Below are 26,106 nucleotides of genomic sequence, written 5' to 3'. Positions count from 1 at the left end.
CTATGTAGGAAATATTGCCATGTAGCTTTATTTGGATTGGGGAATTTTAAGGGACAAAAAAACCCCGCAAAAGCGGGGTTTTTTTTGATCTTGGTATTTAAGAATTAAACACGTTCGATAATGGTCGCAATACCTTGACCTAGGCCGATACACATCGTCGCAAGACCGATTTGCGTATCTTGCTGTTCCATTACGTTCAGCAATGTTGTTGTGATACGCGCACCAGAACAACCCAATGGGTGACCCAATGCAATCGCGCCACCGTTATGGTTCACGATGTCTTGCTTGTCATAAATACCTAAGCCTTTAAGAACAGACAGACCTTGTGCAGCAAAGGCTTCGTTCAATTCAAAGGTTTGGATATCAGAAATCGCTAGACCAGCGCGTTTCAACGCTTTTTGTGTTGCCGGAACCGGACCATAACCCATGATCGCCGCATCACAGCCCGCAACCGCCATAGAGCGAATTACAGCACGTGGCTTAAGACCTAAAGCTTGAGCACGTTCAGCAGACATCAACAACATTGCAGAAGCACCATCAGACAAAGCTGAAGATGTTGCCGCAGTTACTGTACCGCCTTTCGGATCGAATACTGGACGCAAAGATTTGAACGATTCAAGGTTCGCATCTGGACGGATCACTTCATCGATATCACACAGGATTTTGTAGCCATCTGCATTATGACCTTCAATGCCGACGATCTCGTTCTGGAACAGGCCATTTTCAGTCGCAGCCCAGGCACGGCGATGTGATTCCACACCAAACGCATCCTGTTCTTCACGGCTAATACCGTTCATGCGACCCAACATTTCAGCAGTTAAGCCCATCATGTTCGACGCTTTGGCATAATGCTTAGACGCTTCAGGGTTCAGGTCGATGCCGTGCATCATGCCCACATGGCCCATGTGCTCAACACCACCGATGATGAAGATATCACCCTGGTTCGTGGCAATTTGCGCAGCCGCAGTGTGAATCGCCTGCATAGACGAACCACAAAGACGGTTCACCGTTTGACCTGCAACAGTCTTCGGCAAGTCTGCCAGTAATGCGATATTACGGGCAATGTTCATACCTTGTTCTAGGGTTTGGTTCACACAGCCCCAGATTACGTCTTCAACTTCATGCGGGTCGAATTCGTTACGTACCAGCAGGGCACGGACAAGCTCAGCAGACATCGAGTCGGCACGTACATTGCGGAACATACCGTTTTTGGTTTTACCCATTGCTGAACGTACGCCATCAACGATGACAACGTCACGTGGATTTAAAGTAGCCATTCACGTTGCTCCTTAACCGTAGAATTTTTTGTTGTTAGCAGCCATTTCGCGCAACATTTCTGGCGCTTCATAAGCTTTACCAAGGTGCGCATACTTATTGCAAAGCGCAACATACTCAGCTACACCGGTTTGATCGATGTAACGGCATGGACCACCACGGAATGGCGGGAAACCAACACCCATGATCATCGCCATATCTGCTTCAGCAGCAGTCGCTACAATGTTGTCTTCCAGGCAACGAACTGTTTCGTTACAGAAAGCCAGCATCATACGGTCAATGATTTCCTGAGCGTCAAATTCACGTTTTTCCGAAGTTGCAACAGAGGCTACAAGCTCATACGCAGTCGGATCAACCACTTTGGCTTTTTTGCCTTTACGGTCAAGTTCATACTTGTAGAAACCAACGTCATTCTTTTGCCCCAGACGTTTGTTTTCGTACATGACTTGGATCGAGCCTTTGTAGTCAGGCTTCATGCGATCCGGGAAGCCTTCAGCCATCACTTCTGCACCGTGAACGCCAGTGTCGATACCGACCACGTCCATCAGGTAAGCAGGGCCCATAGGCCAGCCGAATTTTTCCATCACTTTATCGATTTGCTGGAAGTCAGCGCCATCTTTAAGCAACAGGTCAAATGCGCCGAAGTAAGGGAACAATACGCGGTTCACCAGGAAGCCCGGGCAGTCATTGACCACGATTGGTGTTTTACCCATCTTCTGAGCCAGAACGACTGTGGTTGCAATCGCTTCGTCAGAAGTCTTCGCACCACGAATCACTTCAACCAGTGGCATCATGTGTACCGGGTTAAAGAAGTGCATGCCCACGAAGTTTTCAGGACGTTCCAGATTTTCAGCCAGACGCGTGATTGAAATCGTAGAAGTGTTAGATGCAATGATCGTGTTTTCACGAACTTTCGCTTCAGTTTCTTTCAGTACGATGCCTTTAACTTTTGGATTTTCAGTCACGGCTTCGATCACGATGTCCACTTCTTTAAACTCGTCATAGCTTAAAGTTGGACGGATGCGCGCAAGAGTTTCACCCATTTGAGCAGGCTTCATCTTCTTACGTTCAACTTGTTTGGTCAGTAAACCATTGGCTTCTTTCATACCCAAAGCAAGTTGCTGGTTACCGATGTCTTTCATGATGATCGGTGTGCCTTTGCTTGCCGCCTGGTAAGCAATACCACCACCCATGATACCCGCGCCTAAAACAGCCGCCTGGTTCACTGGATGCGCACCTTTTTCATAGCGCTTCGAGGTTTTTTTCACGATCTGGTCGTTCAGGAACAAACCGATCAAGGCACCTGCCTGAGGTGTTACCGCAGCTTTGGCAAAGCCTTCAGCTTCAGCTTTCAGCGCGTCATCACGATGCAGGCTCGCACCCGCTTGAAGAGAATCAAGCAGTAATTTTGGTGCAGGGTATTGAGCTGGATTAGCTTTTGCCAGAACCATGCCTTTCGATGAGTTAAACGCCATCATCTGTTCGATCGGGCTGAGTTTAACTGGATCGAGTTTTTCCTGACGCTTGGTTTTCCAGTCTAAACGGCCATGAATCGCCTGTTTTACCAGATCAAGTGCAGCATCTTGTAGCTTGTCAGCAGGAACGACAGCATCGACTGCGCCGTCTTTCAGTGCAGCAGCTGGCTTCTTAGGATTGGCCATTGCCATCCATTCTACCGCGTTGTCGATACCGATTAGACGGCTTAAACGAACTGTACCACCGAAGCCCGGGAAGATCCCCAGCTTGATTTCAGGCAGGCCCACTTGTGCCTGTTCTGACATGACACGGTAGTCACACACCAGGCACATTTCGAAACCGCCACCCAGTGCCATGCCATTAATGGCAGCCACTTTAGGAATGTCGAGGTCTTCGAAGCTGTTAAAAATTTCATGTACTGGCATTGCCCAGTCAACAATCGCTTGTTCACCCTGAGCAAAGTTGTCGCCGAATTCAGTGATATCAGCACCTACAATAAATGTAGATTTGCCTGAAGTCACAATCAGACCTTGAATATCGGCATGGGAGACGGCTTCGATAGCAGCCTTGAAATCTTCAATCGTTGCACGGTTGAATTTGTTAACGGACTCACCTTGTAAGTCAAAGCGGAATTCTGCAATCCCGTCCTCAAGCATTTGGACGGTAATGGCATTGCCAGCGTGGATCATGCCCTGATCTCCTTTATTTTGGAGGACTTCTAAGTTGATGTTGTGAAGCAAGTGCGCATGTCCCGCGCACTTTTTGACTTCGCTAATCTTACGATAACTATATCCAAAAAGAACATAACAAGTTGTATCAAGCCGTGACGCAATGGTCATCAATTTCTGCCGGATTGGTTCGAACCGCTATGACTTTTCCTTTCAGTTTTCTAAAAGCAGATGAACCAAAGATTTTGTTTCAATTCATTATTTTTTATCAATCAGCCTGATAGATATGGAGCTGGGTGACTGATTTTCAAGGTGCATTTCTAGCGGAATTTTGTCAATTCAGTCAATTTCTATCCTTGAACATACCATTTTTAGCCTCGAAGTATGCTGAGCGCAGGGCTTTCAGGTCTTTGCTGATAGTATTTAATCAACCCAAATAAAAGCGCAGTAGTTCATTTGGGTTGCTGAACTTTTCTGATGAGATCGAAAATGAGAACGATCCTGTCGATGTGTGATTTAAAATAATTTCTATCCTGCCGGGTTGAATCCCTGTCATCTGCTATGGAATTGTTTATGATGATCATGCACCAAGATATGGGGGATATCGATGCACGTATTTCGTTCTAAAAAAGACTGGTGGCTGCTGGCTTTTGTGATTTGTATGAGTGGCCTGTTGCTGCAACTACTGCTGACCATGCAGGCCAAAGGCACTATGCAGCAATATCCGCTGCACACTGCGGTTTATGTCCTGACTATTATCATTTTATGGTGGCCGCTGTGGAGTACGCGCTATGTGGTAGACAATGGGGTGTTGACCATAAAAAGCCTGTGGTTAAGCTGGAAGATTCCGTTAAGTGAAATCCAATCCATTCAGCCCACAGACCACTCTATCATTGCGCCAGCCTTATCCTTAAAGCGTCTGCGAATTGACTATACAGATGCGGGCATGCAGAAATTTATATTGGTTTCACCCAAAGATCAGACTGCTTTTATACAGGCGCTTCAGCCGAATAAAAACTGATATCGAGTCTGACTTAGTTAAGCTTTTGCCTGCTCAGGCAGAACCACCAGTTGTCCATCGACACAGTCCAGATGCAGGCTCAATTGCTCGGGCTGGTTTAAAAAATACAGCGCCAGAATTGGCTCCAGTTCGGTACGCATCTTGCGGCCCAAATGCCGGGCACCGTAACGGATATCATGACCCTGATAGAAATAGGCTTTGGCTGAAGCGCTTAAATGCACGCTGCGTTGCTGATATTGCAAGCGCTTGTTCAGTTTATCCAGTTCAATTTCGACCAGACGTGGCAGGACATCATGCTGTACCGCCTGATAATGCAGGCTGCGGTCAATCCGGTTGAGAAACTCGGGGTCGAATTTACGCTGCATGACTTTTTCAATGATGTGCTGGACGGGAACGCGCTTCAGACAAAGGGCCTGCATTTTTTCCGGCAGATAGCTGAGTTTATTCAGATATTGCTGCGCCGCCTGTGCCCCGACATTGCTGGTCATAAAGATCATGCAGTTGCGAAAATCGATAGTTTTGGTGCCCGCTGTCAATGTCAGCCGGCCAGTATCCAGCACGTTCATAAAGCCGCGAATCACCTCGTTACTGGCTTTTTCCAGTTCATCAAACAGCATGATGCCGGGCCGGGTATGACTGCCGGCAATCGCAGTTTCATCAAACAGGCTGTGACCTTCCTTTGATCCCACATAACCGGGCGGTGCGCCGGTCAAAGCCGCCGCATAATGTTCCTGTGCCAGAGTATTCATATCAATCCGGCAAAAGGCATCCGGGCGGCCATAGATCGCATCGGCAATCAGACGCACGGTTTCTGTTTTACCGACGCCAGTAGGGCCCAGCATCAAGGTAACCGACAAAGGGCGATCCGGACTGGAAAAATCTGCCTTGACCACATGCAACATTTTTTCAATTTCATTCAGGGCTGCATCCTGCCCAATAATCCGTTCACGTAGCAGTTGCATTACCTTACTCGGCTCGAAATGAAAACGCGGTTTACCAATCAGGCGAGCACGTTCAGACGGGTGATGGGTGGAGGTGGAGGGTTGAACAATATGAATGCCCGATTGCTGCAGGGTCATGCGAATCATCTCAAAACTAGACTTTTTGAGCATAACAAAGTTAAAGGTTGAAACTTATAGCTTTTAACAATCAGTTTATGTCGTGAGGATTATAGATTGGGGGGATAACCCGACAGGAACTTTAAGATTAAGTGGCAGCTTCAGGGGAATTTTGTGTTTTTGCTTGAAAATGACGCAACAATCATCACATATATCTGCAGATTGTAGGTGAAAAATAGGCTTTAGGTGAACGAAAACGCACGCCCCCATATTGAAAAAATCCTGGCGAATATGACCAGCCTGCCCGGGGTCTACCGGATGTATGGCAAAGACGGTGAATTATTGTATGTGGGTAAAGCCAAAAACCTGAAAAACCGGGTCTCCAGCTATTTTGTCAAAACGCTGGATCATCCCAAAACCCAGGCCTTGGTGGCACGGATTTATGATATCCAGACCCTGGTGGTACGTTCTGAAACTGAAGCCTTGTTGCTGGAACAGAACCTGATCAAGCTGCATCATCCGCCCTATAACATCATGTTGCGTGATGACAAATCTTATGTCTATATTTTTGTTTCGGCAGATAAACCCTATCCGCGTTTAGCCAGTGGGCGCGGCAAGGGCAAGCACCAGGTGGGCAAGTTTTTTGGACCTTATCCGAGTGCGTATACCGCCCGGGATACTCTGGTGGTGCTACAAAAACTGTTCAATGTGCGTTCCTGTGAAAACAGTTTTTTTGCCAACCGGACCCGGCCATGTCTGCAATACCAGATCAAACGCTGCTCTGCGCCCTGTGTCGGATTTATTTCTCCGGAAGACTATAAGGCAGATGTCGATAACTCGATCCGATTTTTGCAGGGCGATACCAAGGAGCTGAATCAGGAACTGATCGCAAAAATGGAAGCGGCCGCTGAAGCGCTGGAATTTGAAAAAGCGGTGTTCTATCGTGACCGGATGGCATTGTTAAGAGACGTACAGTCGCAGCAGGCGATCTATAAGCTCAAAGGCGAAGCCGATATCCTGTCGATTGCCTATCAGGCCGGTGTGACCTGTGTGCAGATCATGCATGTGCGCAACGGTAAAATGCTGGGTGGAAAAAGTTATTTCCCGGATATGCTTAGTGATGACCTGGGGCAAATGCTGGCCGATTTTATTGCCAATTTTTATTTTCAGGTAGCAGATGAAATCCCGGCTGAACTGATTGTCAATCTGGAAGTGGCTGATCGTAAGGAACTGGAAGCAGCACTGTCGCAGCATTTTGGCAAGAAAATCCAGATCAAGTCCAAAGTCCGCGAAACCCGGGCCGAATGGCTGGAACTGGCGCAGATGAATGTACAGCACGCGATTCAGGGCAAGCTGGCCAATCATATAGAATTAAATGAGCGTTTTCATCAGCTGGAGCAGGTGGTCGGCCGTCCTGTAGACCGGATCGAGTGCTTCGATATTTCACATACCATGGGCGAAGATACCGTGGCGTCCTGTGTGGTCTTTGACAGTGGTGGTGCGCGCAAGCGTGATTATCGCCAGTTTTCCATTCATGATATTCAGGCGGGCGATGACTATGCCGCCATGCGTCAGGCGCTGACCCGTCGTTATAAAAAAGCCCTATTGCCGGACCTGCTGTTGATTGATGGTGGCAAGGGGCAATTGCACATGGCGATGGAAGTCATGCAGGAACTGGGACTGGATGCCTTTATGGTCGGTGTGTCCAAAGGTGAGGGACGTAAGCCCGGTCTGGAAACCCTGCACTTTACCGATGGCAGTAAAATTCAATTACCGGAGGATCATAAGGCGCTGCATCTGATTCAGCAGGTACGTGATGAAGCACACCGCTTTGCGATTACCAAGCATCGTGCCAAACGCGATAAAAAGCGTGGTTCATCAGTGCTGGAAGTTATTCCGGGGCTCGGACCAAAACGCCGTCGGGATTTGCTGACGCATTTTGGCGGGATTCAGGGCGTACTGAAAGCCTCAGAACGAGATCTGCAACTGGTACCGGGACTGGGTTCAGTCATGGCACGGATGATTTATAAAGTGTTGCATGAATAACTTGGGGCTCGAATGCAAGGGCAAAAATGCGTATTGACGCATGGGTCACAGGACATTCACAACCTGATGAATTTTGCCGAATATACTGAGCATCAAGACTTACTGAGGGATCAACATGTCTTTGCATGCACTTTATGCACAAATTGCCGAACAGGAATGGGTAGAGTTTCCACAGGGATGGTTACAGGGTCGTACTCTGTATGGTGGTCTGGCTGCCGCGATGATGATGCAAAAAGCCGTCACTCACATCAATGATCCGGCCAAGCATTTGCTGAGTTGCAGTGTGACCTTTGTCGGCCCGATTCAGCAAGCCAAAGTACGACTGAGTGCCGAAATCCTGCGGCAAGGCAAGTCAGTGACCACGATTGAAGTGCGCTTATGGCAGGACGACGCGGTGCAAAGTATTCTGATTGCCAGTTTCGGTATTTCCCGTGATTCAGAGATTCAGGTACAGCAACAAGCTCAAGCACCTGACTATGCTGTACCAGAGCAGCTGTTTCAGATTCCTGCGGGTTATGGCATGCCAGACTGTTATGACCATTTCGAAGTAGCCTGGGCGGATATCAATCTGCCTTGTAGTGCCAGTCCTCGTCCGGACTTTGGTGGCTGGTGCCGATTTCATCCTGAAAAGCATCACAATCGTGAATTTTTGGTCGCCGACCTGATGGCCATCTTTGATATCTGGCCACCCGGGGTGTTACCGATGTTTAAAAACATGGCACCTGCGAGTAGTCTGACCTGGACAGTGACCTATGTGCATCCGGTTCAACATCAATTGCATGATTGGTTTAAATATAAAGTATTTACCGACTATGCTGCGGATGGTTATGCGACGGAGCATGCCTATCTCTGGGATGCCGAAAATCGCCTGATTGCGATGGCAAGACAAACAGTGACGGTGTTTGCCTAGTGACACTGCAAGTCAATTCGTATAAAGTGAAGCCTATTAATGATGGATCAAACCTCTAAAAAAGTGTGCATTTTCATCGTACATGAGGGGAACAATTGGCGGTGTCTATGACTACAGGTCGTATCCTGAATATTCCAAATATCTTGACCTTGGCGCGTATCGCTCTTATTCCGGTATTTTTATTGGTGGCTTACTGGCCGCCTGCAATGGGCTTTGATGCTCATAACCCCGATATGACGCGGCATATCATTTTAACCACGATCTTTGTGGTGGCTGCGGTAACGGACTGGTTTGATGGCTATCTGGCACGTACATTAAACCAGACTTCCGCTTTTGGGCGGTTTCTCGATCCGGTTGCAGATAAATTGATGGTCGCAGCTGCACTGATTGTATTGGTGCAATGGCAGCCTTCCATGTCGATGGCTTTTGCTGCGATTGTAATTATTTCGCGTGAAATTACCGTTTCAGCCCTGCGTGAATGGATGGCAGAACTCGGTGCGCGGACCAATGTTGCGGTTTCAACAGTAGGTAAATACAAAACCGCTTTTCAGATGATCGCTATCACCGTATTCCTGCTGAACTGGCCACCGCTAGAAATGCTGGCGTATGCCTTGCTATACACCGCAGTGGTACTCACTTTATGGTCGATGTTCATTTATCTGAAAGCGGCTTGGCCATATCTGAAACAGCCTTAATCGAAATGAAAAGAGAAGCTCCTTGAAAGGGGGCTTTTTTTATGCGCTTAAATTATCAAGCCAATCGGCAAATTGCAGGCAAAAAAATACCCAGTCTTTGGGGGAAGAACTGGGATGAAATCGGGGTATTTGTTGCTTATTATTATAGTTATTCAAAGATATCTCATCTTCTTAGGGCTCATTATAGAGAGACAGTTTTTTTTAATCATGTGGCTTCTTGTAGCAGAATGTTGTGTTTTGTGAATACTCTGTATATTGCTTTTACAATCCATTATTTTGATACAAATCTAAATGTTTTTCAGTAGGATAGTGACTGACTCGATAGACGAAATAGGATAAGTGAAAATCTGTTTTTTGTGCCCTGAATATTGGTTAGTAAGATTTGCTAGATTTAGTCAAAAAATCCCTTGAGATAGGGGATAGATTTATGCCTACGCGGATTTCATCCTTGTCTTGAGTAATGTTTAGAACAACGTATAAAAAAAGAATCCCCAAAGTTGGAGATTCTTTTAGATTAAAGCCTACGCGCGCTTTCAGCGCTTGTCTTGCGTAATTTTTAAAGCAATGCTTTAAAAATTACTCAGGCTTCAGCCCTTCGGCTTTTTCTAGGGATGCATCATTGTTAAAGAACTTTTCACGCTGTTCTTCAAGAAACTTTTTCGCATCTGCTTCAAACACGTTCAAACGCTTTTCATTAATTAGCGTAGTCTGGTGTTTTAGCCATTCTTGCCAAGCCTGTTTAGACACGGTGTCAAACAATTCCTGACCCTTTGGCCCCGGGAATGGAGCAAAGTCTAAACCTTCCATGTCCGCCTGATACTTACGGCAAAAAACTTGTCGAGACATATCCATACTCCAAAATTATGCGTAAAGTTGTTCCAAACGCGCATGTGCACGCTCAATGGCTGCTTTCACTTGAGCAGGCGCGGTGCCACCAATGTGATTACGGGCATTCACCGAAGCTTCAAGAGTTAGGGCTTTTTCAAATACGTCTGCTTGAATCAGGTCAGAGAACTGTTGCAGTTGTTCGAGTGTCAATTCAGACAGGTCTTTAGATTCTTGTACACCGAGTGCAACCGCTTTACCTACAATCTCGTGCGCATCACGGAATGCAACGCCGTTTTTCACCAGGTAATCAGCTAGGTCAGTCGCAGTTGAGAAACCACGCAGCGCTGCTTCGCGCATTTCAGCAATGTTTGGAACCAGTGCAGGAATCATGTCAGCAAATGCCATGAGTGAACCACGAACTGTATCGATCGCATCGAACAATGGCTCTTTATCTTCCTGATTGTCTTTGTTATAGGCTAGAGGCTGGCCTTTCATTAAAGTCAGCAGGCTCATCAAATCGCCATAGACACGGCCGGTTTTACCACGTACCAGTTCAGGCACATCCGGATTTTTCTTCTGCGGCATGATTGAAGAGCCAGTACAGAAGCGATCTGGAATATTCACGAATTTGAACTGTGCAGATGTCCATAGAATCAGTTCTTCAGACATACGTGATAAATGCATCATAATTAAAGATGCAGCGGCATTAAATTCAATCGCAAAGTCACGATCCGATACTGCATCCAGCGAGTTTTCAGCAACAGCTTCAAAACCTAGCAGTTCAGCAGTATAAGCACGGTCGATTGGATAAGTAGTACCTGCAAGTGCAGCAGAACCAAGCGGCATACGGTTGACACGCTTACGGCAATCAATCAGACGTTCTGAATCGCGTACCAGCATTTCAAACCAAGCCATTAGATGATGACCAAAAGTCACTGGCTGAGCGGTTTGCAAGTGGGTGAAGCCTGGCATGATGGTGTCGGTGTTTTTAGCCGCTAAGCTTAAAATACCTTTTTGTAATTTTTTCAGTAATTCCAGGATGCTATCGATTTCATCGCGTACATAAAGACGGATATCTGTAGCCACCTGGTCATTACGGCTACGACCGGTATGCAGTTTCTTGCCAGTAATGCCGATACGTTGAGTCAGGCGTGACTCAATGTTCATGTGGACATCTTCTAAATCAATGCGCCATTCAAAGTTGCCTGCTTCAATATCGGCTTGAATCGCTGTCAGACCTTCAATAATGTCATCGCGTTCTTGCGTGGTCAGTACGCCCACTTTTGCCAGCATGGTTGCATGGGCAATCGAGCCTGCAATATCTTGTTTATAAAAACGTTGGTCAAATTGAACAGATGCTGTAAATTCAGCAACAAAAGCATCAGTCGCTTCAGAGAAACGACCACCCCACATACCCGAAGTCTGGGCTTGTGATGGATTAGAGGAATTAGAAGATGTGGTCATGTCGGCTCAATCAGATTAAAAGCAGTAGAACGAAAAAGAGTATAACAAATTCAAAGCCCATTGCCGAAGTCACATCTGCTCAATCTTTTGCATCGATGAACGAAGAAACGCAAAATTCCTATTTTTTTAGCCAGATCGGCAATTTACGCTATTTGCTGGAACTGTTTGCTGGCGGCAATATTCTCGCCATGATTCTGGCGCTTGCAGAAGCGCAATCCTGGCAGGCATTAAATGGGATACACCTGCTGCAATATATGCTGTATATCAACTGGGTACTGTTATGTTTTGCAGCACTGGTCGAGCTGTTCCATCAAGCCTTTCAACGTATGGGAATCAAACTGGCTTTGATTTCTGGATTTCTGCTGTTACAGGCAATTGTACTGCTCACTACGGTGAACCTGAATATCTTGATACATTTTGGACATAATTTTAATTTTCAGGATTTAAACCTAGCGATTGCGCTGGATCGGGTCGGACTCCATTTAAGTCTGGGAATTTTGCTGGGAACTTTCTGTTTTCGTTATCTTTACTTGCGTGAACAATGGGAGCAGCAGCAGCATAGCGAGCTGAATGCTAGAATTCAGGCCATGCAGGCGAGGATTCAACCGCATTTCCTGTTTAACAGCATGAATAGTGTGATCAGCCTGATCAGTATCGATCCGGACAAAGCCGAGCACATGCTGCTGAATTTGTCACGGTTATTTCGTGCCAGTTTTCAGGAATTAAAACTGGTCAGCCTGCAGGAGGAAATTGATCTGTGCCAGCGCTATCTGGAGATTGAGCAGATCCGTCTAGGTGAGCGTTTGCAGGTCGAATGGAAGTTAGAAAACAAAGACTTATACTCACAAGTTCAAATTCCATTATTAACTTTACAACCCTTGCTAGAAAATAGTATTTTCCATGGAGTTGAAAAAATTCTTACAAAGAGTACCATAAGCATATTGGTTGAAATATTGCAAAATCAAATTAATATCATCATAACGAACCCTTATGCACAGGATAATAAAACTTTAAAAAAGGGACATGGTATTGCAATAGAAAATGTCAGACAGCGTCTGCAAGCTTATTATGGACCCAGTGTGACTTTTCAAACCTTTGCCGGCGAAGGGATGTTTACGACGGTAGTGCGATATCAATATAAATAAAAATAAATCAAAGAAATCGCAGTTAGCTTTATCATTCATCTGATGATGTTAACTGGGTAAGGAGGAGAAATGGACATCCTGATTTGTGATGATGAGCCTTTGGCCGTCGAGCGTTTATCACGTTTGGTCTCTCAACTGGGGCATGATGTGGTGGCGACAGCAAGCCATGCCCGTCAAGCGATTGATCTGGCTCACCAATACGAACCCGATGTCATCCTATTAGATATTCAAATGCCTGAAATGAACGGACTGGCTTGTGCGCAACATTTGCGTCAACTGGATCCAATGCCGGCCATTGTCTTTTGTACGGCCTATGACCAACATGCGCTGGATGCATTTAAATCAAATGCCGAAGGCTATTTGCTTAAACCGGTGATGCAACAGGAATTGGCACAGGTTTTAGAGCACTTAACTAAACTTACCCAAGCTCAAATGAGCCAACTAAAACAAAAAGAAAATATGGACGAAATCAATATCAGCCGCCAGCAGATTGCGGCAAAGACCTATCGTGGTGTCGAATTGGTGCCAGTTGAAAATATCTATTATTTTCTGGCGGATCAGAAATATGTCACTGTGCGTCATAAAAACGGCAGTGTATTGATTGATGAAACCTTAAAGGAGTTAGAGCAGGAGTTTGGGAACCAGTTTATCCGGATTCATCGTAATGCCTTGATCTCGGTGCATTATCTGGATGGTCTGGAAGTAGTAAGTTCAGGTCAGTATCAGGTACGTTGTCGTGAGCTGGACGACCGTTTGGCGGTCAGTCGGCGACATTTACCGTTTTTACGAGATCGGATTCAAAAGCTTTAGCAGGGGATGAATGAGAGCATTCAGTTGAAACTTGTATAAATTCACTTGCATTTTCAAGTGAGCAGGTTAAGTTTAGACTATTGTTCTCATTTACTGTTATTGAAATTTATGAAGACCCTAAAAATTGCAACTCGACAAAGTCCACTTGCGCTTTGGCAAGCGGAACATATCCGTGCGCGCCTACAAGATTTGCACGCTGGTTTGCAGGTCGAGTTAGTCACTTTTGTTACACAGGGCGATAAAATTCTAGATACACCACTGGCTAAAATTGGTGGAAAAGGACTATTTGTAAAAGAATTAGAAGCCGCTTTACTGGATGGTCGTGCAGATCTGGCTGTGCATTCCATGAAAGATGTCCCGATGGCCTTGCCCGAAGGTCTGAGTCTGGCAGTGATCTGTGAACGTGAAGATCCCTTAGATGCCTTTGTGTCGAATACTTATGCCAGCTTTGAGGAATTACCACAAGGCGCCAAAGTCGGAACCTCAAGCTTGCGCCGTAAAACTCAGATTTTAAAACAGCGTCCGGATCTGGACATTATCGATTTACGCGGTAATGTCGGCACACGTTTATCTAAACTGGATGCAGGCCAGTATGATGCGATTATTCTGGCCAGTGCTGGTTTAAAACGCTTGGGTCTGGCAGAACGTATTCGTCATACTCTGACGCCTGAAGTCAGTCTGCCGGCTGTGGGTCAAGGGGCATTGGGACTGGAATGCCGTACTCATGATCAGACGGTGCTGGACTTGATTCAGCCACTCCTGCATGCGGATACAGATGCGTGTGTACGTGCCGAACGTGCCTTTAATGCCTATCTAGAAGGCGGATGTCAGGTGCCGATTGCTGGTTATGCCACGCTCAAAGAGGGTGTGATTTCAATCGAAGGTCGTGTGGGCAGTGTCGATGGAACAGTTTTGCTCCGGGCACAGCATACTGGCAAAATGGCAGCTGCGGAGCAATTGGGTGTAGAGCTGGCAAAAGACCTGCTTGATCAAGGTGCTGGCGAGTTGCTGAAAGCACTCTATTCACACTGATGTTATTGATTAATACCCGCCCCAGTGATCGTGCTGCAGGTTTGACCCAGCAGTTACAGGCAGCGCAAGTGTCTGTTTTAGAATTGCCTTTGCTCGAACTGCATGCAATGCCTTATTCCGATGAGCTGTCGATTTTGTATCAGCAGCTGGAGCAGGCACAGATTATTGTGGTGGTTAGCCCGACGGCTGCCCAGATTGGTATGCAATATTTTCAACAGGCTGGAGTCGCGCTCTCGACTTTGGCACAGGTGCATTGGGTGGCAGTGGGTAAAGCCACTGAACAGGCATTGGCGAGCTATGGCATTCATAGTCATGTGCCTGAGGTCGAAACTTCGGAAGGCATGCTGCAATTGCCTGTGTTGAAGCAACTGGCTTCTGGTTCAGGTGTAGCCTTCTGGCGCGGAGAAGGTGGTCGTCAATTTATGATGGATCATTTACGTGCCAGCAATATTAAAGTTTTAAACTTTATTTTGTACCGGCGGCAATGTCCTGAAACGACGGCAACGATTTTGGCAGAGAACTTGTCGCTGCTTAAGACGCAGCAGCGTTTTGCAGTTCTGATCACCAGTGAAGCGAGTTGGTTAAACTGGCTGACACTCTTGCAAAGGAATGCGGAGTTTATACAGCAAGCCTGTTATTTGGTTTTGGGGCCACGTTTGGCCACTATTCTTGGAGAATATCAACAGCAGCATCAGGCAAGTTTTCAATTCGTACAAATCGATGATTTAGACGCAAATACAATCTTGCAGAAAATGGGGCTGATATTAGGGAACGCATGAAGAAACTATTCATTGTATTGTTCATCTTGAGTATAGCGTGGCTAGTCAAGCTTAGCTATGACCTACATGTTCTGAATACAGCACAGACTGAATTCAATCAAAGCATCAATCAGTTACAGCAGCAAAATGCTAATCTCAATGATCAGTTCGTGGCTTTAAAACGCCAGATTTCTGCTCAGCAGGAAAATGCTGAAACCACTTCATCTAAAGCGCCAGTACGTGAAATGACAACTGATGCAACGCAAAATGATATTGTCTTGGTGCAGCAACATCTGGATCTGATCGAATTTGCACTACAACAGCAACAATACGCCACTGCGATTGAGAAATTAAATCAGTTATCTAATGAGCTGGATGATTATATTTTAGCGCCTGCCTTGGTCAGCAGCTTGCAGCAAGTGATTGCGAAAGATCAGGACATGCTGAAAAAATTCGTGAACAGTCGATTAGTGCAGCAAAATAAAGTAAAAGAACTCTTGGTGCAGATGGATGCTGAAATTGAAAAAGAAATTCAGACACCACATCGTCAGCGTCCAGAAACTCAACGCTCTTTCTGGCAGCGCTGGATTCAGGTTGAATCCGCAGATCAGCCAAGCACAGTCTTGATGCAACGGCATCTGGTACTGAAAGAGGCCCAGTTGCGCTTGCTCATCGCACAGAATACCTTACAAAAAGACCAATCTGTCGCTTTTCAGCAGGCACTGAATGCCGTGATTGAAGTCTTGGAACAATTGCCGGATGCACAGAGCCAAAAATGGATTCAGCAATTGTATCAAATCAAGGCCACCCCGATTACTCCGATTCCATTATTAAACACACGCACCCTAGTGGGCTAATTGCTTATGAAACAGATTCTGCTAGCCTATTTATTTGTCTGCCTGCTTGGTATTGCGGGGCTGAGTATCCTGAGTTATGGACATGGGGCTGGCTATGTCTATCTGTATTGGCGCGAGTGGCAGTTACAAACCACCCTCTGGTTTTTGGCCGCATCCTTGGTGAGCGTGAGTTTTCTGATGCATTGCATCTGGTATGCGATCAAGCAGTATCGCAGCCGTGAACAACGTAAAACTCAAACGGTCTTTAGTTTTTCCCGCTTACATCCTTATGAACAACTGGCAGTCATCTGGTTATTAAACGCTGCGCAGGATCAGCGGGATTTTATTCAGCAGTCTTTTACCAAGTCGGGTTTACTTAAACATATTATTGATGCACGTTTATCTTGGGGGCAACAGCAATATACCCATGCATTAACTGCTTTAAATCAGTCCAATCCCATGGCATTTGAATTGGCAGAATTACAGCGGATTGAAATTTATTTATCACAACAGCAAGGTGAACAAGCACTTACCCATTTAGAGTTTTTAAATCAGCATGAATTATCACCTTGGTTAATACAGGTTAAAACAGCCTATGAGCAGCGCCTTGTCGCCTTATGGGGGGTATTTGCCATGCAGTTTCCCTGGTTATATTTACGTTCGACCCAATATGGGCATTTAGACCAAGAAGTAAAAAAAACATGGCTTGAACAATTATTATTAGCCTATGACCAAGCCACACAGGACGATTTATTTTATTTACAGCAACGTTATTTAGATTTAAAACCGCAAATATTTGATCGTGACTATTCGGTCAAATTATTATGGTTGAAATTATTATTTAGAATGCCAGAAATGAGTGCCGAGCATGAAGTGCTTGCGATTCATTTAATGGAACAGCAATTTAATCAGGATGTATTTTATTTGTGGTTCCAACAACAGTTATTGCGTCAAAACCCGGATTATGATGCGATTGCACAACAGATTTCGCACTGGGAAACCAAGTATCCGGCATTACCGGTTTTAAGCTTTGCGAAATGGCATGTGTTGCAAGCCACAGGCTATACAGATCAAGCCCAGCAACTACTTGACTTGTATCCGGATGATATTCGTATGAGTTATTTAAGAATTAAAGCTGCCTTACAAGATCGGGAGGACTTGCTACAGCAGTTAAATGCAGTATTTGAATCGAATGTAAACTTTATAGAAATTAAGACTTGAGAATAATAATGTCAGAATTAAAACAATATCCAGTTATTTATGAACAAACAGTCGCATGGGGTGATATGGATGCCTTTGGACATGTCAATAATGCCATGTATTACCGTTATGTCGAAAGTGCGCGTCTGGCTTATCTAGGGATATTAGATATACATAATGAACCGGTATTTACGGTAGTGTCTTCAAATCAGTGCCGTTATTTAAAACCTGTGGTTTTTCCTGATCATTTAAAAGTGGCAGCACGTATTGAAGAAATCCGTAATAGTGCAGTCAGAATGCAATATCTATTATGGAGTGAAAAACAGCAAAGTATTGTGGCTACTTCAGAAGCAGTGATTGTCTGTGTCGATAAAAAGACCATGCAGAAAACAGAAATTCCGGAACATATTCGAGAAAAAATCAAAGCACTTGAATTAAGCGTTCAACATGAAATTTAAAAATGAATGAAGCATTTTATTTTGTAATTTTTTTTAAACTTTATTGTTATTGCTTTAAGGTTTTATATTGAATGTTTTATTTAATATAAATATGATGGGGCTATTATTTAACAAAACGAATAATATTATTTTTCGGAGAGCATTATGCCAGATATTACGCATTTATCAGTAGAAGAGTTAAAACGTTTACAAGCAGAAGCAGAGTCACTGATTGCTTCAAAAAAAGATCAAGAAATTGAAGGCGCTTATCAGCAAATCTTGGCAGTTGCCGAGAAAGTGGGTATGACAGTTGAACAGTTACTTGAATTTGGTGCGTCTAAGCGTAAGAAATCATCACGTAAGTCGGTTGAGCCGCGTTACCGTAGCAAAAGCAATCCGGACGATACCTGGACTGGCCGTGGTAAACAACCGCGCTGGTTAGTGGCAGAATTGGAAAAAGGCGCAAAGCTGGACGATTTTCTGATCTAGGCCTCCATTTGATCTGGTCATTAGGCTGTCATACAGACAGTCTAAGATGATTAAACCAAGCATACCTGCTTGGTTTTTTTATATCTATGAATTGGCGTTGGCAGAAAAGTGTGCATAATGTGTGAGTATAAGGGAAAAATTATAAATGGGGATTTGGACTTGAGCGATTGGTCGTGGTGGGGATGAGCAGTAAACCGAAAACTTTAAGATGGTTGATCCTTACTCTTGTTGCATTTTTTATTTTTGTCGTATTACAAGTGCCAGCGGCCTGGTTAATTTCAAAATTTTATAAAAATAACCAGACTTTGCATAATGTAAACGGAAATATCTGGCAGGGAAGTGCGGACTGGAAAAAAGGCAATCTTCGGGGCAGTCTGAACTGGAAAGTACGGCCTCTGGATTTGCTGTTGCTGCGGGTTGGGGCACATGTGGATTTGCATAGCGGCAATACCCAGCTTTCCGGGATCATGGCTTATGGTCTGAATAAGTCTTTGATTGTCAAAAATCTTGAAGGGCAGGTCGCGCCTGAAACCTTAAAAAAAGTTGCAGACTGGCAATGGCCGAGTACTGCGATTCAGTTTAAAGATCTGGATTTTAAATATAAAAAAGATCAGGGTTTCAGTCAGGTGGCTGGGCAAATGCAATGGGCGGGTGGTGAGCTGATTTATACCTTTGCTCAGCGTCAGGAACGCATGAATGTACCCGCCATGACTGGACAACTCGCAGATGAAAGCGGACAGCTGTTAATTGATGTTCGGGATAGTCGCGATCAACGCATGCTGAATATCAAGCTTGATCCGAATCTGATGCTGGATATCCAGCTCACCCAGCGCTTTTTAATGAATGCGCCTTCCTATGAAGGTAAAGCCGGATTGGATACCTATGTGATCAGTACCCGCCAACCCTTAATGGGAGGCTTGAACTGATGGCAGTTTCTCTGAATGATTTAAAAAATATTGAACTGAAACAGATCAATCGTGCTGCACCTGTGGTTTTGTTACTGCTCATCCTGTATCTATGCTGGAAGCTGGCGGCTTTGTTCTGGTTGCTGATAGCTCCACCACAAGCCATGCAGCTGGATCGGGTTGAACTGGGTTCACAACAGGCACAAATTCCGAATATCGGTGCATTTTCACTGTTTCAGGAAGTTGGGCAGTCTGCGGGTGCTGTTGAAACGGCCAATATCATTTTACAAGGGGTGGTGGTTGCCAGTCCAAGTTATAACTCTTCTGCGGTACTGAAAATTAATGATCAGGTCGATCGTTACCGTGTCGGGGAAATGCTGGCCAATAGCGGTTTTGAGTTGGCTGAGGTGTATTGGGATCGGGTTATTCTGCGTCGATCCACAGGTGCTACTCAGGAAGTCTTATTCAAAGGTCTGGAAAATGGTTTGAATCAGCCGATTGTGCCGGAAACATCAGCATCTTCAAGTTCAATGCCTGCTATGCCTTCTAGTAGTATGCCTGAGCAGCCTTCGCCACAGAATGAAATTGGTCGAGCCATCCAGCAGATGCAGGAAAACAAGGACCAGTATTTACAAAATATGGGGGTCAGTGCAGCAGATGGTAGTTATGAAGTAACTTCACGCACACCGGCTGCATTGCGTAATCGCCTGGGTTTAAGACCAGGCGACCGGATCTTGTCTTTAAATGGTCAGACGCTGAGCCAAGGACAGACCGAAGCACAATTACTGGAACAGGCCCGACGTGAAGGTCAGGTCAAACTCGAAATAAAACGTGGTGATCAGGTGATGACCATACAACAAGATTTGAAGTGATGTGTCATCACGCATAGGGTTAGGAAACACGAAAGTTTATGGCTTTATTTAATAATAATCGATCAGCATGGGCATTCTGTGTGGCCGCACCGTTAATGGCCATGGTCAGTACGGCGAGTTATGCACAAACCTGGAAAATTAACCTTCGAGATGCTGACTTAACTGCATTCATTAATGAAGTGGCCGATATTACCGGCAAAAACTTTGCAGTCGATCCGCGGGTACGTGGCAACGTAACAGTCATTTCCAATAGAGCCCTGAATAAAAATGAAGTCTATGACCTGTTTTTAGGCGTACTGAATGTCAACGGTGTGGTGGCAATTCCTTCGGGTAATACCATCAAGCTGGTTCCGGACAGCAATGTCAAAAGCTCAGGCATTCCCTATGATGCCAGAAGCCGCGCCAGTGGTGACCAGATTGTGACACGGGTGTTGTGGCTGGAAAATACCAATCCGAATGACCTGATTCCTGCATTACGTCCCTTGATGCCGCAGTTTGCCCATTTGGCGGCAGTGCCGGGGACAAATGCACTGATTGTGTCGGATCGCGCCAGCAATATTTACCAGTTGGAAACCATTATTCGCAACCTGGATGGCACCGGTCAGAATGATATTGAAGCGGTCAGCTTACAATCGAGTCAAGCCGAAGAAATGATTGGACTGATCGAGTCCATGACTGCCACCGGTGGAGCTAAAGATGTCCGCGGTTCACGGGTGCGGGTGATTGCAGATACCCGTACCAACCGGATTATCATCAAAGGTGATCCCACGACGCGCAAACGGGTGCGTCAAGTAATCGAAACCTTGGATGTACCGGCTGCGGATCGTTTGGGTGGATTAAAAGTTTTTCGTCTGAAATATGCCAGCGCTAAAAATCTTGCGGAAATCTTGCAGGGTTTGGTAAGCGGGCAGGCGGTGAACAGTAATTCAAATTCGAGTAGTACATCCTCGAACTCGTCTTCGCTCAGTTCTAGTAGCAATTTAAATAACAATAATACCAGCACAGGTTCAAGTAGCAACACCTCTTCAGGCATTCAGCTGAATAGCGGCATGAATAATGAGCAGGGCGGAATTACCAGCTTTAATAGCAATGGCGTCAGTATTATTGCCGATACCACACAAAATTCTCTGGTGGTGAAAGCAGATCCACAACTGATGCGGGAAATTGAATCGGCAATTGACCAGCTAGATATCCGTCGTCAACAGGTGCTGATTGAAGCCGCGATTATTGAAGTTGAAGGAACCGATGCGGATCAACTCGGTGTGCAATGGGCCTTGGGTGATATCAGCAGTGGTATTGGGCTGGTGAACTTCGATAATTTTGGGACTAGCCTGAAAAATATTGCGGCCGGTTATCTCACCGGTGGTGGTGCAGGTGCTGCAAGTGCCGTGGGCGCAGGTAGCTCACTGGTACTCGGTGATTATCGTGAAGGGAGTGATGGTTCCCGACGTCTGTATGGTGCGATGATTCAGGCACTCAAAGAAACCACTAAATCCAACCTGTTGTCTACGCCGTCGATTGTGACCATGGACAATGAAGAAGCCTATATTGTGGTGGGTGAAAACGTACCCTTTGTCACAGGCTCAGTGTCTACAGGCGCTGCTGGAGTTGCTAATCCCTATACCACCATTGAACGTAAGGATGTCGGGGTCACTTTAAAGGTGGTTCCACATATTGGCGAAGATGGTACGGTACGCCTGGAAGTGGAACAGGAAGTTTCTGATGTCAAAGCCAGTAAAGGGCAGGCGCAGGATCTGGTGACGAGCAAACGTGCAATTAAAACCTCAATTCTGGCCGAACATGGACAAACCATTGTGCTTGGTGGTCTGATTTCGGATAACACCAGTTATGGACGCCAAGCGGTGCCGGGTCTGGGTGCAATTCCAGGCTTAGGACGTTTATTCCGTTCTGAAGGTAAATCCAATCAGAAGCGTAACTTATTGATCTTTATCCATCCAACCATTGTGGGGGATAAAAATGCAGTGCGTAAACTGACCCAGCAACGTTATAGTCAGTTATATAGTCTGCAACTCGCACTCGATTCAGACGGGAACTTTGCCAAATTGCCAGAAAGTGTTGAAGATGTGTATCAACAGCGAATTCCGGTATCCAGAACGCCCTTGCAAAACTCGACCTATCAAACTGTGCCGACCGCACCGGTTCAGGCACAACCAGTTAATGTAGTCGCCACGCCGGTCGCGATAGAACCAGTGATTCAGCGACAAGTGGTAGAACCCGTCCAACAGGTAGAAAAAAGTAAAAATACCGTTACAACAACCACACTTAGACCCAAAAGCTAAGCCATTCGTATTTGCAGACAGCATGTTATGATAATGTCAAAGAGAACAGAGAAGTAACTTTCATGACTTGGAAAATACACGCGATTACAGGCGACTTAACAGGACAGGAAATTAGCATTGACCGTGACATGCTGGTAGGGCGTCATCAGGCTGCGGATATCGTGTTACAGGCTGCGGAAATCTCCCGTAAACATGCGGCATTTTTACTGAAAGATGATGCGCTCTGGGTGCAGGATTTGGGTTCATCGAATGGCACTTTCGTCAATGATGTGCAGATTGCGCAAGAAACCTTATTAAAGCAGGATGACATTGTTCAGTTTGCCAGCTTGAAATTTTCAGTAATGGCGCCTGCGGCTGCAGTAGAGGTTCCAGCAGAAATTGAAGCAACGGCAGAAAAAGTCGTGGAACAGGTCGAAGTCGCTGAGCCTACACCTGCACAGCAAATGAATGATCAGGGAATGCCGGAACTGAAACATCGTGATGCTACGGTACAATTAACCCGTGATGGCATGCCAACCAATGTTGGTATTCCAAAACCGGCGCCTATTCCGGAAGGCGTAGACATTAGTGCGGTGAAACCAGAGCCTACCCCAATTCCGGTTGAGCAGCCTGTATCACGTGTAGAACATAAAAAAGAAACCCAGAAAAATGTATCTGTTGGTTTGATTTCAGTGATTGTGCTGATTATTTTAGCAATTATGGCTTGGTTATTGTTCAAATAAGCCGATGATTGGTTACAATCAAGGCATGCACCGCGCATGCCTTTTTTGTGGCTGCGAATATTATAAAAGAGGGTCGGGATGTCTATTGCACAATTAGAAAAGCGCGAACTGATCTTATTCGATTTGGATGGTACCTTGGTGGATTCAGCACATGATCTGTATCGCGCCATGAATATGAGCTTGAATGTGCTGCAATTGCCTCTGGTGACTGAAGAGCAGGTACGGACCTGGGTAGGTAAGGGCACGTCGATATTCTGTGAAAGTGTACTCCAGCATCTGGTCGGTGAAGTCACACCGGTACAGCATCAAGAGCTCTTAAACACTTTTCTGGATATTTATAATGTCGATCCCTGTGTTGATACCGTTCCTTTTCCGGGAATCCTGAAATTTCTGGACTGGGCCAAAGCTCAAGGTAAAACCCTGATTTGTGTGACCAATAAGCCTGAACTTCCTGCCCGCAGTATTTTAGATACCTTGGATATGGCTCATTATTTTGCCGATACCATTGGTGGCGACCGTTTTACTGAGCGTAAACCACATCCGCGCCAGTTGCTGCACTGTGTCGAACATTATAAGGTGAGCAAAGAACAGGTCTTGTTGATTGGAGACTCTTCCAATGATGTTGAAGCCGCACGCCGCGCCGGGATTGATTGTGTTGTAGTCAGCTATGGCTATAATCATGGTGAAAATATTGCAGATTGTCAGCCACAGCAGATTGTGGATGATCTTAGAGAATTACTTGCCTAATACGCGTACTAAGGAAAGAAAATGAATAGTTGTAAGGTTTTTCGATGGCGTCGCTCAGTTCAATTTTATTTACATACTGAGTAACCCTAATTTAAAGAGAAAAACCGCATGACCACTCAAGCACAATTCCAGCAACTTGCTGCGCAAGGCTATAACCTCATTCCTGTTTACCGTCAGCGCCTGGCAGATACCGATACACCACTTTCTATTTTTGCTCGGCTTAAACAGCATCAACAGGCTTATTTATTCGAGTCTGTAGAAGGTGGTGAGAACTGGGCACGTTATTCGATTATCGGATTAGGTGAATCTACCGTATTTTCCTGCAATGCGGGCGAACTGACGGTACAGCATGCAGATGGTTCAATTGAAAAGCAGCACTGTGCTGACCCATTTCAATATATTCGAGACTTTCAGGCGCAATTTAAGGTGCCAACTCAAGCAGAATTGCCGGACTTGCCGAGTTTTACAGGCGGGTTGGTGGGCTACTTTGGTTATGACGCTGTGCGTTATATTGAACCGAAATTAAAAAATGTGCCTGAAGCGGATCCGGTTGGATTACCCGATATCTGGATGATGCTGTCTAAAACTGTCATTGTGTTTGATAATTTAAAAGATACCTTGTTCTTGATTGTACATGCCGATGCCACTGCTCCGGGTTCTTATGAAAAAGCACATGAACAATTAAATGAATTAGAAAATATTCTGGCCACGCCCATCAGTCTTAAAGCTGAAAAACATACGCCGCCACATTTCGAGTCCCTCACCGGACATGACAACTTCATTGCCTCGGTAGAAAAAGTCAAAGAGTATATTCGTGCTGGCGATGTAATGCAGGTCGTACCCGGGCACCGGATGGTGTCTGACTTCGATGGAGACCCGCTACAGGTGTATCGTGCGCTGCGTCATCTCAATCCATCGCCGTATTTGTTTCTTGTGCAAGGGCAGACCTTGGAAAACAATACGCCATTCCATATTGTCGGCTCTTCTCCTGAAATTCTGTCCCGTCTGGAAAATGGTATTGCTACCGTACGACCGCTTGCGGGAACACGCCCACGCGGTAAAACCAAAGAAGAGGATCTGGCGCTTGAGCAGGACTTACTCTCTGACGAAAAAGAAATTGCTGAACATGTCATGCTGATTGATCTGGGACGTAATGATGTGGGACGCATTGCAAAAATTGGCAAAGTGCAGGTAACTGATCAAATGGTGATCGAACGTTATTCACATGTGATGCATATTGTCTCCAATGTGCAGGGTGAAGTACGTGATGATGTCGATGCTCTTGACGTTTTTAAGGCAACTTTCCCCGCAGGCACACTTTCAGGCGCGCCAAAAATCCGTGCCATGGAAATTATTGATGAAGTTGAGCCGGTAAAACGTGGAATTTTCGGTGGCGCTGTTGGTTATTTAGGCTGGCATGGCGAAATGGACATGTCGATTGCGATTCGTACCTGTGTCATTCGCGAAAATAAGGTCTATGTTCAGGCTGGAGCAGGGTTAGTTGCCGACTCAAATCCTGAATCTGAGTGGAATGAAACCCAAATAAAAGCTCGCGCAGTGATCAAAGCGGTTGAATTATCATCAAATGGTTTGATTTTATGAGTTTTTGAGGTTTTTTTTGAAAAAAACACTTGCAAGGATTCTGAGTTTTGCTAAACTGCACACCGTTCCGATACGAAACGTACGAAACACTAAGAAACGCCGGCATAGCTCAGTTGGTAGAGCAACTGACTTGTAATCAGTAGGTCCACAGTTCGAATCCGTGTGCCGGCACCATCTTAGAGGTTTGGTAGTGTGAAGTAATGAACAGCACTGATGTAAGTGTAAAAAATGGTGAGGTTCCCGAGCGGTCAAAGGGGGCGGACTGTAACTCCGCTACGAAAGTTTCGAAGGTTCGAATCCTTCCCTCACCACCAATTTTAAGACTTCAATAAGTGGTTTGTACCAACATCGTGCGGGAGTAGCTCAGTTGGTAGAGCGGTAGCCTTCCAAGCTACATGTCGCGAGTTCGACCCTCGTCTCCCGCTCCATTGAAGTACTAATATTTGCTCTTATAGCTCAGTGGTAGAGCACTCCCTTGGTAAGGGAGAGGTCTCGAGTTCAAATCTCGATAAGAGCTCCAGATTACAGTTTAGCAACTCTGTTGCAAAGAAATTCCAAAAGCAGGCTATTTAGTCTGCTTTTCAAGTATTTGGTGTTCGGTTTTTTTAAACGATATGTCGGAGCTGGGTTTTACTCAGAATTGTGTTCGACGTAAACGAGGAAGATTAACATGGCTAAGGCTAAGTTTGAACGTAATAAGCCACACGTTAACGTGGGCACAATTGGTCACGTTGACCATGGTAAAACAACTTTAACAGCTGCAATTGCAACTGTATGTGCGAAGAAATTCGGTGGCGAAGCGAAAGACTA

Annotated in this window: 24 protein-coding genes and 4 tRNA genes; 23 read left to right on the top strand and 5 right to left on the bottom strand. The window is 45.5% G+C overall.

Annotation, left to right across the window (positions count from 1 at the left end; translation table 11 throughout):
- Positions 1 to 104 precede the first annotated feature (104 nt).
- Together fadA and fadB are read right to left on the bottom strand one after the other, a co-directional pair.
- Complete coding sequence (gene fadA / locus AC13CK_RS05695; RefSeq protein ID WP_004278643.1) at positions 105 to 1,277, bottom strand: acetyl-CoA C-acyltransferase FadA; 1,173 nt, start codon at positions 1,275 to 1,277, stop codon at positions 105 to 107.
- A gap of 12 nt (positions 1,278 to 1,289) precedes the next feature.
- Complete coding sequence (gene fadB, locus AC13CK_RS05690) at positions 1,290 to 3,440, bottom strand: fatty acid oxidation complex subunit alpha FadB (RefSeq protein ID WP_005245805.1); 2,151 nt, start codon at positions 3,438 to 3,440, stop codon at positions 1,290 to 1,292.
- 586 nt (positions 3,441 to 4,026) lie between these two features.
- Between fadB and AC13CK_RS05685 the strand changes: the two genes are divergently transcribed.
- A complete protein-coding gene (locus tag AC13CK_RS05685) occupies positions 4,027 to 4,440 on the top strand; it encodes a PH domain-containing protein (protein WP_004278641.1) in 414 nt (137 codons plus the stop codon).
- A gap of 17 nt (positions 4,441 to 4,457) precedes the next feature.
- On the opposite strand, the gene AC13CK_RS05680 is transcribed toward AC13CK_RS05685, so the two are convergent.
- Complete coding sequence (locus AC13CK_RS05680) at positions 4,458 to 5,519, bottom strand: AAA family ATPase (RefSeq protein WP_425879934.1); 1,062 nt, start codon at positions 5,517 to 5,519, stop codon at positions 4,458 to 4,460.
- 225 nt (positions 5,520 to 5,744) lie between these two features.
- On the opposite strand from AC13CK_RS05680, the gene uvrC reads away from it, so the two are divergent.
- From uvrC to pgsA, 3 genes are all read left to right on the top strand, one after another.
- On the top strand, positions 5,745 to 7,544 hold the full coding sequence (gene uvrC, locus AC13CK_RS05675) for an excinuclease ABC subunit UvrC (RefSeq protein WP_004647300.1): 1,800 nt from the start codon (positions 5,745 to 5,747) through the stop codon (positions 7,542 to 7,544).
- Positions 7,545 to 7,659: 115 nt separating this feature from the next.
- On the top strand, positions 7,660 to 8,454 hold the full coding sequence (locus AC13CK_RS05670; RefSeq protein WP_219308148.1) for a thioesterase family protein: 795 nt from the start codon (positions 7,660 to 7,662) through the stop codon (positions 8,452 to 8,454).
- A 107-nt stretch (positions 8,455 to 8,561) separates the two neighbouring features.
- Positions 8,562 to 9,149 (top strand): CDP-diacylglycerol--glycerol-3-phosphate 3-phosphatidyltransferase, encoded by a 588-nt coding sequence (pgsA, locus tag AC13CK_RS05665; protein WP_016806864.1) that lies wholly within the window; start codon positions 8,562 to 8,564, stop codon positions 9,147 to 9,149.
- 576 nt (positions 9,150 to 9,725) lie between these two features.
- On the opposite strand, the gene AC13CK_RS05660 is transcribed toward pgsA, so the two are convergent.
- Positions 9,726 to 9,995: an oxidative damage protection protein gene (locus AC13CK_RS05660; protein ID WP_004278636.1), complete on the bottom strand. Its 270-nt coding sequence runs from the start codon at positions 9,993 to 9,995 to the stop codon at positions 9,726 to 9,728.
- Between the two features lie 15 nt (positions 9,996 to 10,010).
- Positions 10,011 to 11,441 carry an argininosuccinate lyase gene (argH, locus tag AC13CK_RS05655; RefSeq protein WP_425879933.1) on the bottom strand — a complete coding sequence of 477 codons (1,431 nt, stop codon included), beginning with the start codon at positions 11,439 to 11,441 and terminating at the stop codon, positions 10,011 to 10,013.
- Between argH and AC13CK_RS05650 the strand changes: the two genes are divergently transcribed.
- The 19 genes from AC13CK_RS05650 to AC13CK_RS05560 all read left to right on the top strand — a co-directional run.
- Positions 11,432 to 12,586, top strand: a complete 1,155-nt coding sequence (locus tag AC13CK_RS05650; RefSeq protein ID WP_425879932.1) for a sensor histidine kinase — start codon at positions 11,432 to 11,434, stop codon at positions 12,584 to 12,586. The two genes, argH and AC13CK_RS05650, sit on opposite strands and share 10 nt — an antisense overlap.
- A gap of 69 nt (positions 12,587 to 12,655) precedes the next feature.
- Positions 12,656 to 13,396, top strand: a complete 741-nt coding sequence (locus AC13CK_RS05645; protein WP_425879931.1) for a LytR/AlgR family response regulator transcription factor — start codon at positions 12,656 to 12,658, stop codon at positions 13,394 to 13,396.
- A gap of 108 nt (positions 13,397 to 13,504) precedes the next feature.
- On the top strand, positions 13,505 to 14,428 hold the full coding sequence (hemC, locus tag AC13CK_RS05640; RefSeq protein WP_155861687.1) for a hydroxymethylbilane synthase: 924 nt from the start codon (positions 13,505 to 13,507) through the stop codon (positions 14,426 to 14,428).
- Positions 14,428 to 15,207: a uroporphyrinogen-III synthase gene (locus tag AC13CK_RS05635; RefSeq protein WP_482830998.1), complete on the top strand. Its 780-nt coding sequence runs from the start codon at positions 14,428 to 14,430 to the stop codon at positions 15,205 to 15,207. The genes hemC and AC13CK_RS05635 overlap by 1 nt, the downstream gene beginning before the upstream one ends.
- Positions 15,204 to 16,043, top strand: coding sequence for a hypothetical protein (locus tag AC13CK_RS05630; protein ID WP_425879929.1), 840 nt, complete (start codon positions 15,204 to 15,206; stop codon positions 16,041 to 16,043). Before AC13CK_RS05635 ends, AC13CK_RS05630 begins: the two co-directional genes overlap by 4 nt.
- A gap of 6 nt (positions 16,044 to 16,049) precedes the next feature.
- The gene (locus AC13CK_RS05625; RefSeq protein WP_425879927.1) at positions 16,050 to 17,243 is read left to right on the top strand and encodes a heme biosynthesis protein HemY; all 1,194 of its coding nucleotides are present in this window, start codon (positions 16,050 to 16,052) and stop codon (positions 17,241 to 17,243) included.
- Between the two features lie 8 nt (positions 17,244 to 17,251).
- Positions 17,252 to 17,680: an acyl-CoA thioesterase gene (locus AC13CK_RS05620; RefSeq protein ID WP_004278628.1), complete on the top strand. Its 429-nt coding sequence runs from the start codon at positions 17,252 to 17,254 to the stop codon at positions 17,678 to 17,680.
- A gap of 141 nt (positions 17,681 to 17,821) precedes the next feature.
- Entirely contained in the window at positions 17,822 to 18,148 is a 327-nt protein-coding gene (locus AC13CK_RS05615; RefSeq protein ID WP_044113061.1) for an H-NS histone family protein, read from the top strand.
- Positions 18,149 to 18,330: 182 nt separating this feature from the next.
- Positions 18,331 to 19,074, top strand: coding sequence for a type II secretion system protein N (gene gspN, locus AC13CK_RS05610; protein WP_409651616.1), 744 nt, complete (start codon positions 18,331 to 18,333; stop codon positions 19,072 to 19,074).
- Positions 19,074 to 19,925, top strand: a complete 852-nt coding sequence (locus AC13CK_RS05605) for a type II secretion system protein N (RefSeq protein WP_409651619.1) — start codon at positions 19,074 to 19,076, stop codon at positions 19,923 to 19,925. Before gspN ends, AC13CK_RS05605 begins: the two co-directional genes overlap by 1 nt.
- A 38-nt stretch (positions 19,926 to 19,963) precedes the next feature.
- Complete coding sequence (gene gspD / locus AC13CK_RS05600) at positions 19,964 to 22,225, top strand: type II secretion system secretin GspD (protein WP_425879926.1); 2,262 nt, start codon at positions 19,964 to 19,966, stop codon at positions 22,223 to 22,225.
- A gap of 62 nt (positions 22,226 to 22,287) precedes the next feature.
- Entirely contained in the window at positions 22,288 to 22,947 is a 660-nt protein-coding gene (locus AC13CK_RS05595; protein WP_425879925.1) for an FHA domain-containing protein, read from the top strand.
- Between the two features lie 78 nt (positions 22,948 to 23,025).
- Positions 23,026 to 23,694, top strand: coding sequence for a phosphoglycolate phosphatase (gene gph / locus AC13CK_RS05590; RefSeq protein WP_243474884.1), 669 nt, complete (start codon positions 23,026 to 23,028; stop codon positions 23,692 to 23,694).
- Between the two features lie 108 nt (positions 23,695 to 23,802).
- Positions 23,803 to 25,296 carry an anthranilate synthase component I gene (trpE, locus tag AC13CK_RS05585; RefSeq protein WP_425879924.1) on the top strand — a complete coding sequence of 498 codons (1,494 nt, stop codon included), beginning with the start codon at positions 23,803 to 23,805 and terminating at the stop codon, positions 25,294 to 25,296.
- Positions 25,297 to 25,394: 98 nt separating this feature from the next.
- A tRNA-Thr gene (locus AC13CK_RS05580) sits at positions 25,395 to 25,470 on the top strand.
- Positions 25,471 to 25,526: 56 nt separating this feature from the next.
- A tRNA-Tyr gene (locus AC13CK_RS05575) sits at positions 25,527 to 25,610 on the top strand.
- Positions 25,611 to 25,648: 38 nt separating this feature from the next.
- Positions 25,649 to 25,724: transfer RNA gene (locus AC13CK_RS05570), tRNA-Gly, on the top strand.
- 17 nt (positions 25,725 to 25,741) lie between these two features.
- A tRNA-Thr gene (locus AC13CK_RS05565) sits at positions 25,742 to 25,816 on the top strand.
- Positions 25,817 to 25,966: 150 nt separating this feature from the next.
- The coding region (locus AC13CK_RS05560; protein ID WP_228199197.1) for a GTP-binding protein at positions 25,967 to 26,106 on the top strand (140 nt) is incomplete at its 3' end.

The organism is Acinetobacter sp. L-24, from assembly GCF_056857555.1.
Note: the sequence above shows the minus strand (reverse complement) of the source record. Positions and strands in the feature narration are given on the sequence as shown.

What these genes read in the sequence shown, in the direction of transcription:
- fadA (WP_004278643.1), bottom strand. Translation starts at nt 1,277, where the DNA reads ATGGCTACTTTAAATCCACGTGACGTTGTCATCGTTGATGGCGTACGT.
- fadB (WP_005245805.1), bottom strand. Translation starts at nt 3,440, where the DNA reads ATGATCCACGCTGGCAATGCCATTACCGTCCAAATGCTTGAGGACGGG.
- AC13CK_RS05685 (WP_004278641.1), top strand. Translation starts at nt 4,027, where the DNA reads ATGCACGTATTTCGTTCTAAAAAAGACTGGTGGCTGCTGGCTTTTGTG.
- AC13CK_RS05680 (WP_425879934.1), bottom strand. Translation starts at nt 5,519, where the DNA reads ATGACCCTGCAGCAATCGGGCATTCATATTGTTCAACCCTCCACCTCC.
- AC13CK_RS05670 (WP_219308148.1), top strand. Translation starts at nt 7,660, where the DNA reads ATGTCTTTGCATGCACTTTATGCACAAATTGCCGAACAGGAATGGGTA.
- pgsA (WP_016806864.1), top strand. Translation starts at nt 8,562, where the DNA reads ATGACTACAGGTCGTATCCTGAATATTCCAAATATCTTGACCTTGGCG.
- AC13CK_RS05660 (WP_004278636.1), bottom strand. Translation starts at nt 9,995, where the DNA reads ATGTCTCGACAAGTTTTTTGCCGTAAGTATCAGGCGGACATGGAAGGT.
- AC13CK_RS05650 (WP_425879932.1), top strand. Translation starts at nt 11,432, where the DNA reads ATGTGGTCATGTCGGCTCAATCAGATTAAAAGCAGTAGAACGAAAAAG.
- argH (WP_425879933.1), bottom strand. Translation starts at nt 11,441, where the DNA reads ATGACCACATCTTCTAATTCCTCTAATCCATCACAAGCCCAGACTTCG.
- AC13CK_RS05645 (WP_425879931.1), top strand. Translation starts at nt 12,656, where the DNA reads ATGGACATCCTGATTTGTGATGATGAGCCTTTGGCCGTCGAGCGTTTA.
- hemC (WP_155861687.1), top strand. Translation starts at nt 13,505, where the DNA reads ATGAAGACCCTAAAAATTGCAACTCGACAAAGTCCACTTGCGCTTTGG.
- AC13CK_RS05635 (WP_482830998.1), top strand. Translation starts at nt 14,428, where the DNA reads ATGTTATTGATTAATACCCGCCCCAGTGATCGTGCTGCAGGTTTGACC.
- AC13CK_RS05630 (WP_425879929.1), top strand. Translation starts at nt 15,204, where the DNA reads ATGAAGAAACTATTCATTGTATTGTTCATCTTGAGTATAGCGTGGCTA.
- AC13CK_RS05625 (WP_425879927.1), top strand. Translation starts at nt 16,050, where the DNA reads ATGAAACAGATTCTGCTAGCCTATTTATTTGTCTGCCTGCTTGGTATT.
- AC13CK_RS05620 (WP_004278628.1), top strand. Translation starts at nt 17,252, where the DNA reads ATGTCAGAATTAAAACAATATCCAGTTATTTATGAACAAACAGTCGCA.
- gspN (WP_409651616.1), top strand. Translation starts at nt 18,331, where the DNA reads ATGAGCAGTAAACCGAAAACTTTAAGATGGTTGATCCTTACTCTTGTT.
- AC13CK_RS05605 (WP_409651619.1), top strand. Translation starts at nt 19,074, where the DNA reads ATGGCAGTTTCTCTGAATGATTTAAAAAATATTGAACTGAAACAGATC.
- gspD (WP_425879926.1), top strand. Translation starts at nt 19,964, where the DNA reads ATGGCTTTATTTAATAATAATCGATCAGCATGGGCATTCTGTGTGGCC.
- AC13CK_RS05595 (WP_425879925.1), top strand. Translation starts at nt 22,288, where the DNA reads ATGACTTGGAAAATACACGCGATTACAGGCGACTTAACAGGACAGGAA.
- gph (WP_243474884.1), top strand. Translation starts at nt 23,026, where the DNA reads ATGTCTATTGCACAATTAGAAAAGCGCGAACTGATCTTATTCGATTTG.
- trpE (WP_425879924.1), top strand. Translation starts at nt 23,803, where the DNA reads ATGACCACTCAAGCACAATTCCAGCAACTTGCTGCGCAAGGCTATAAC.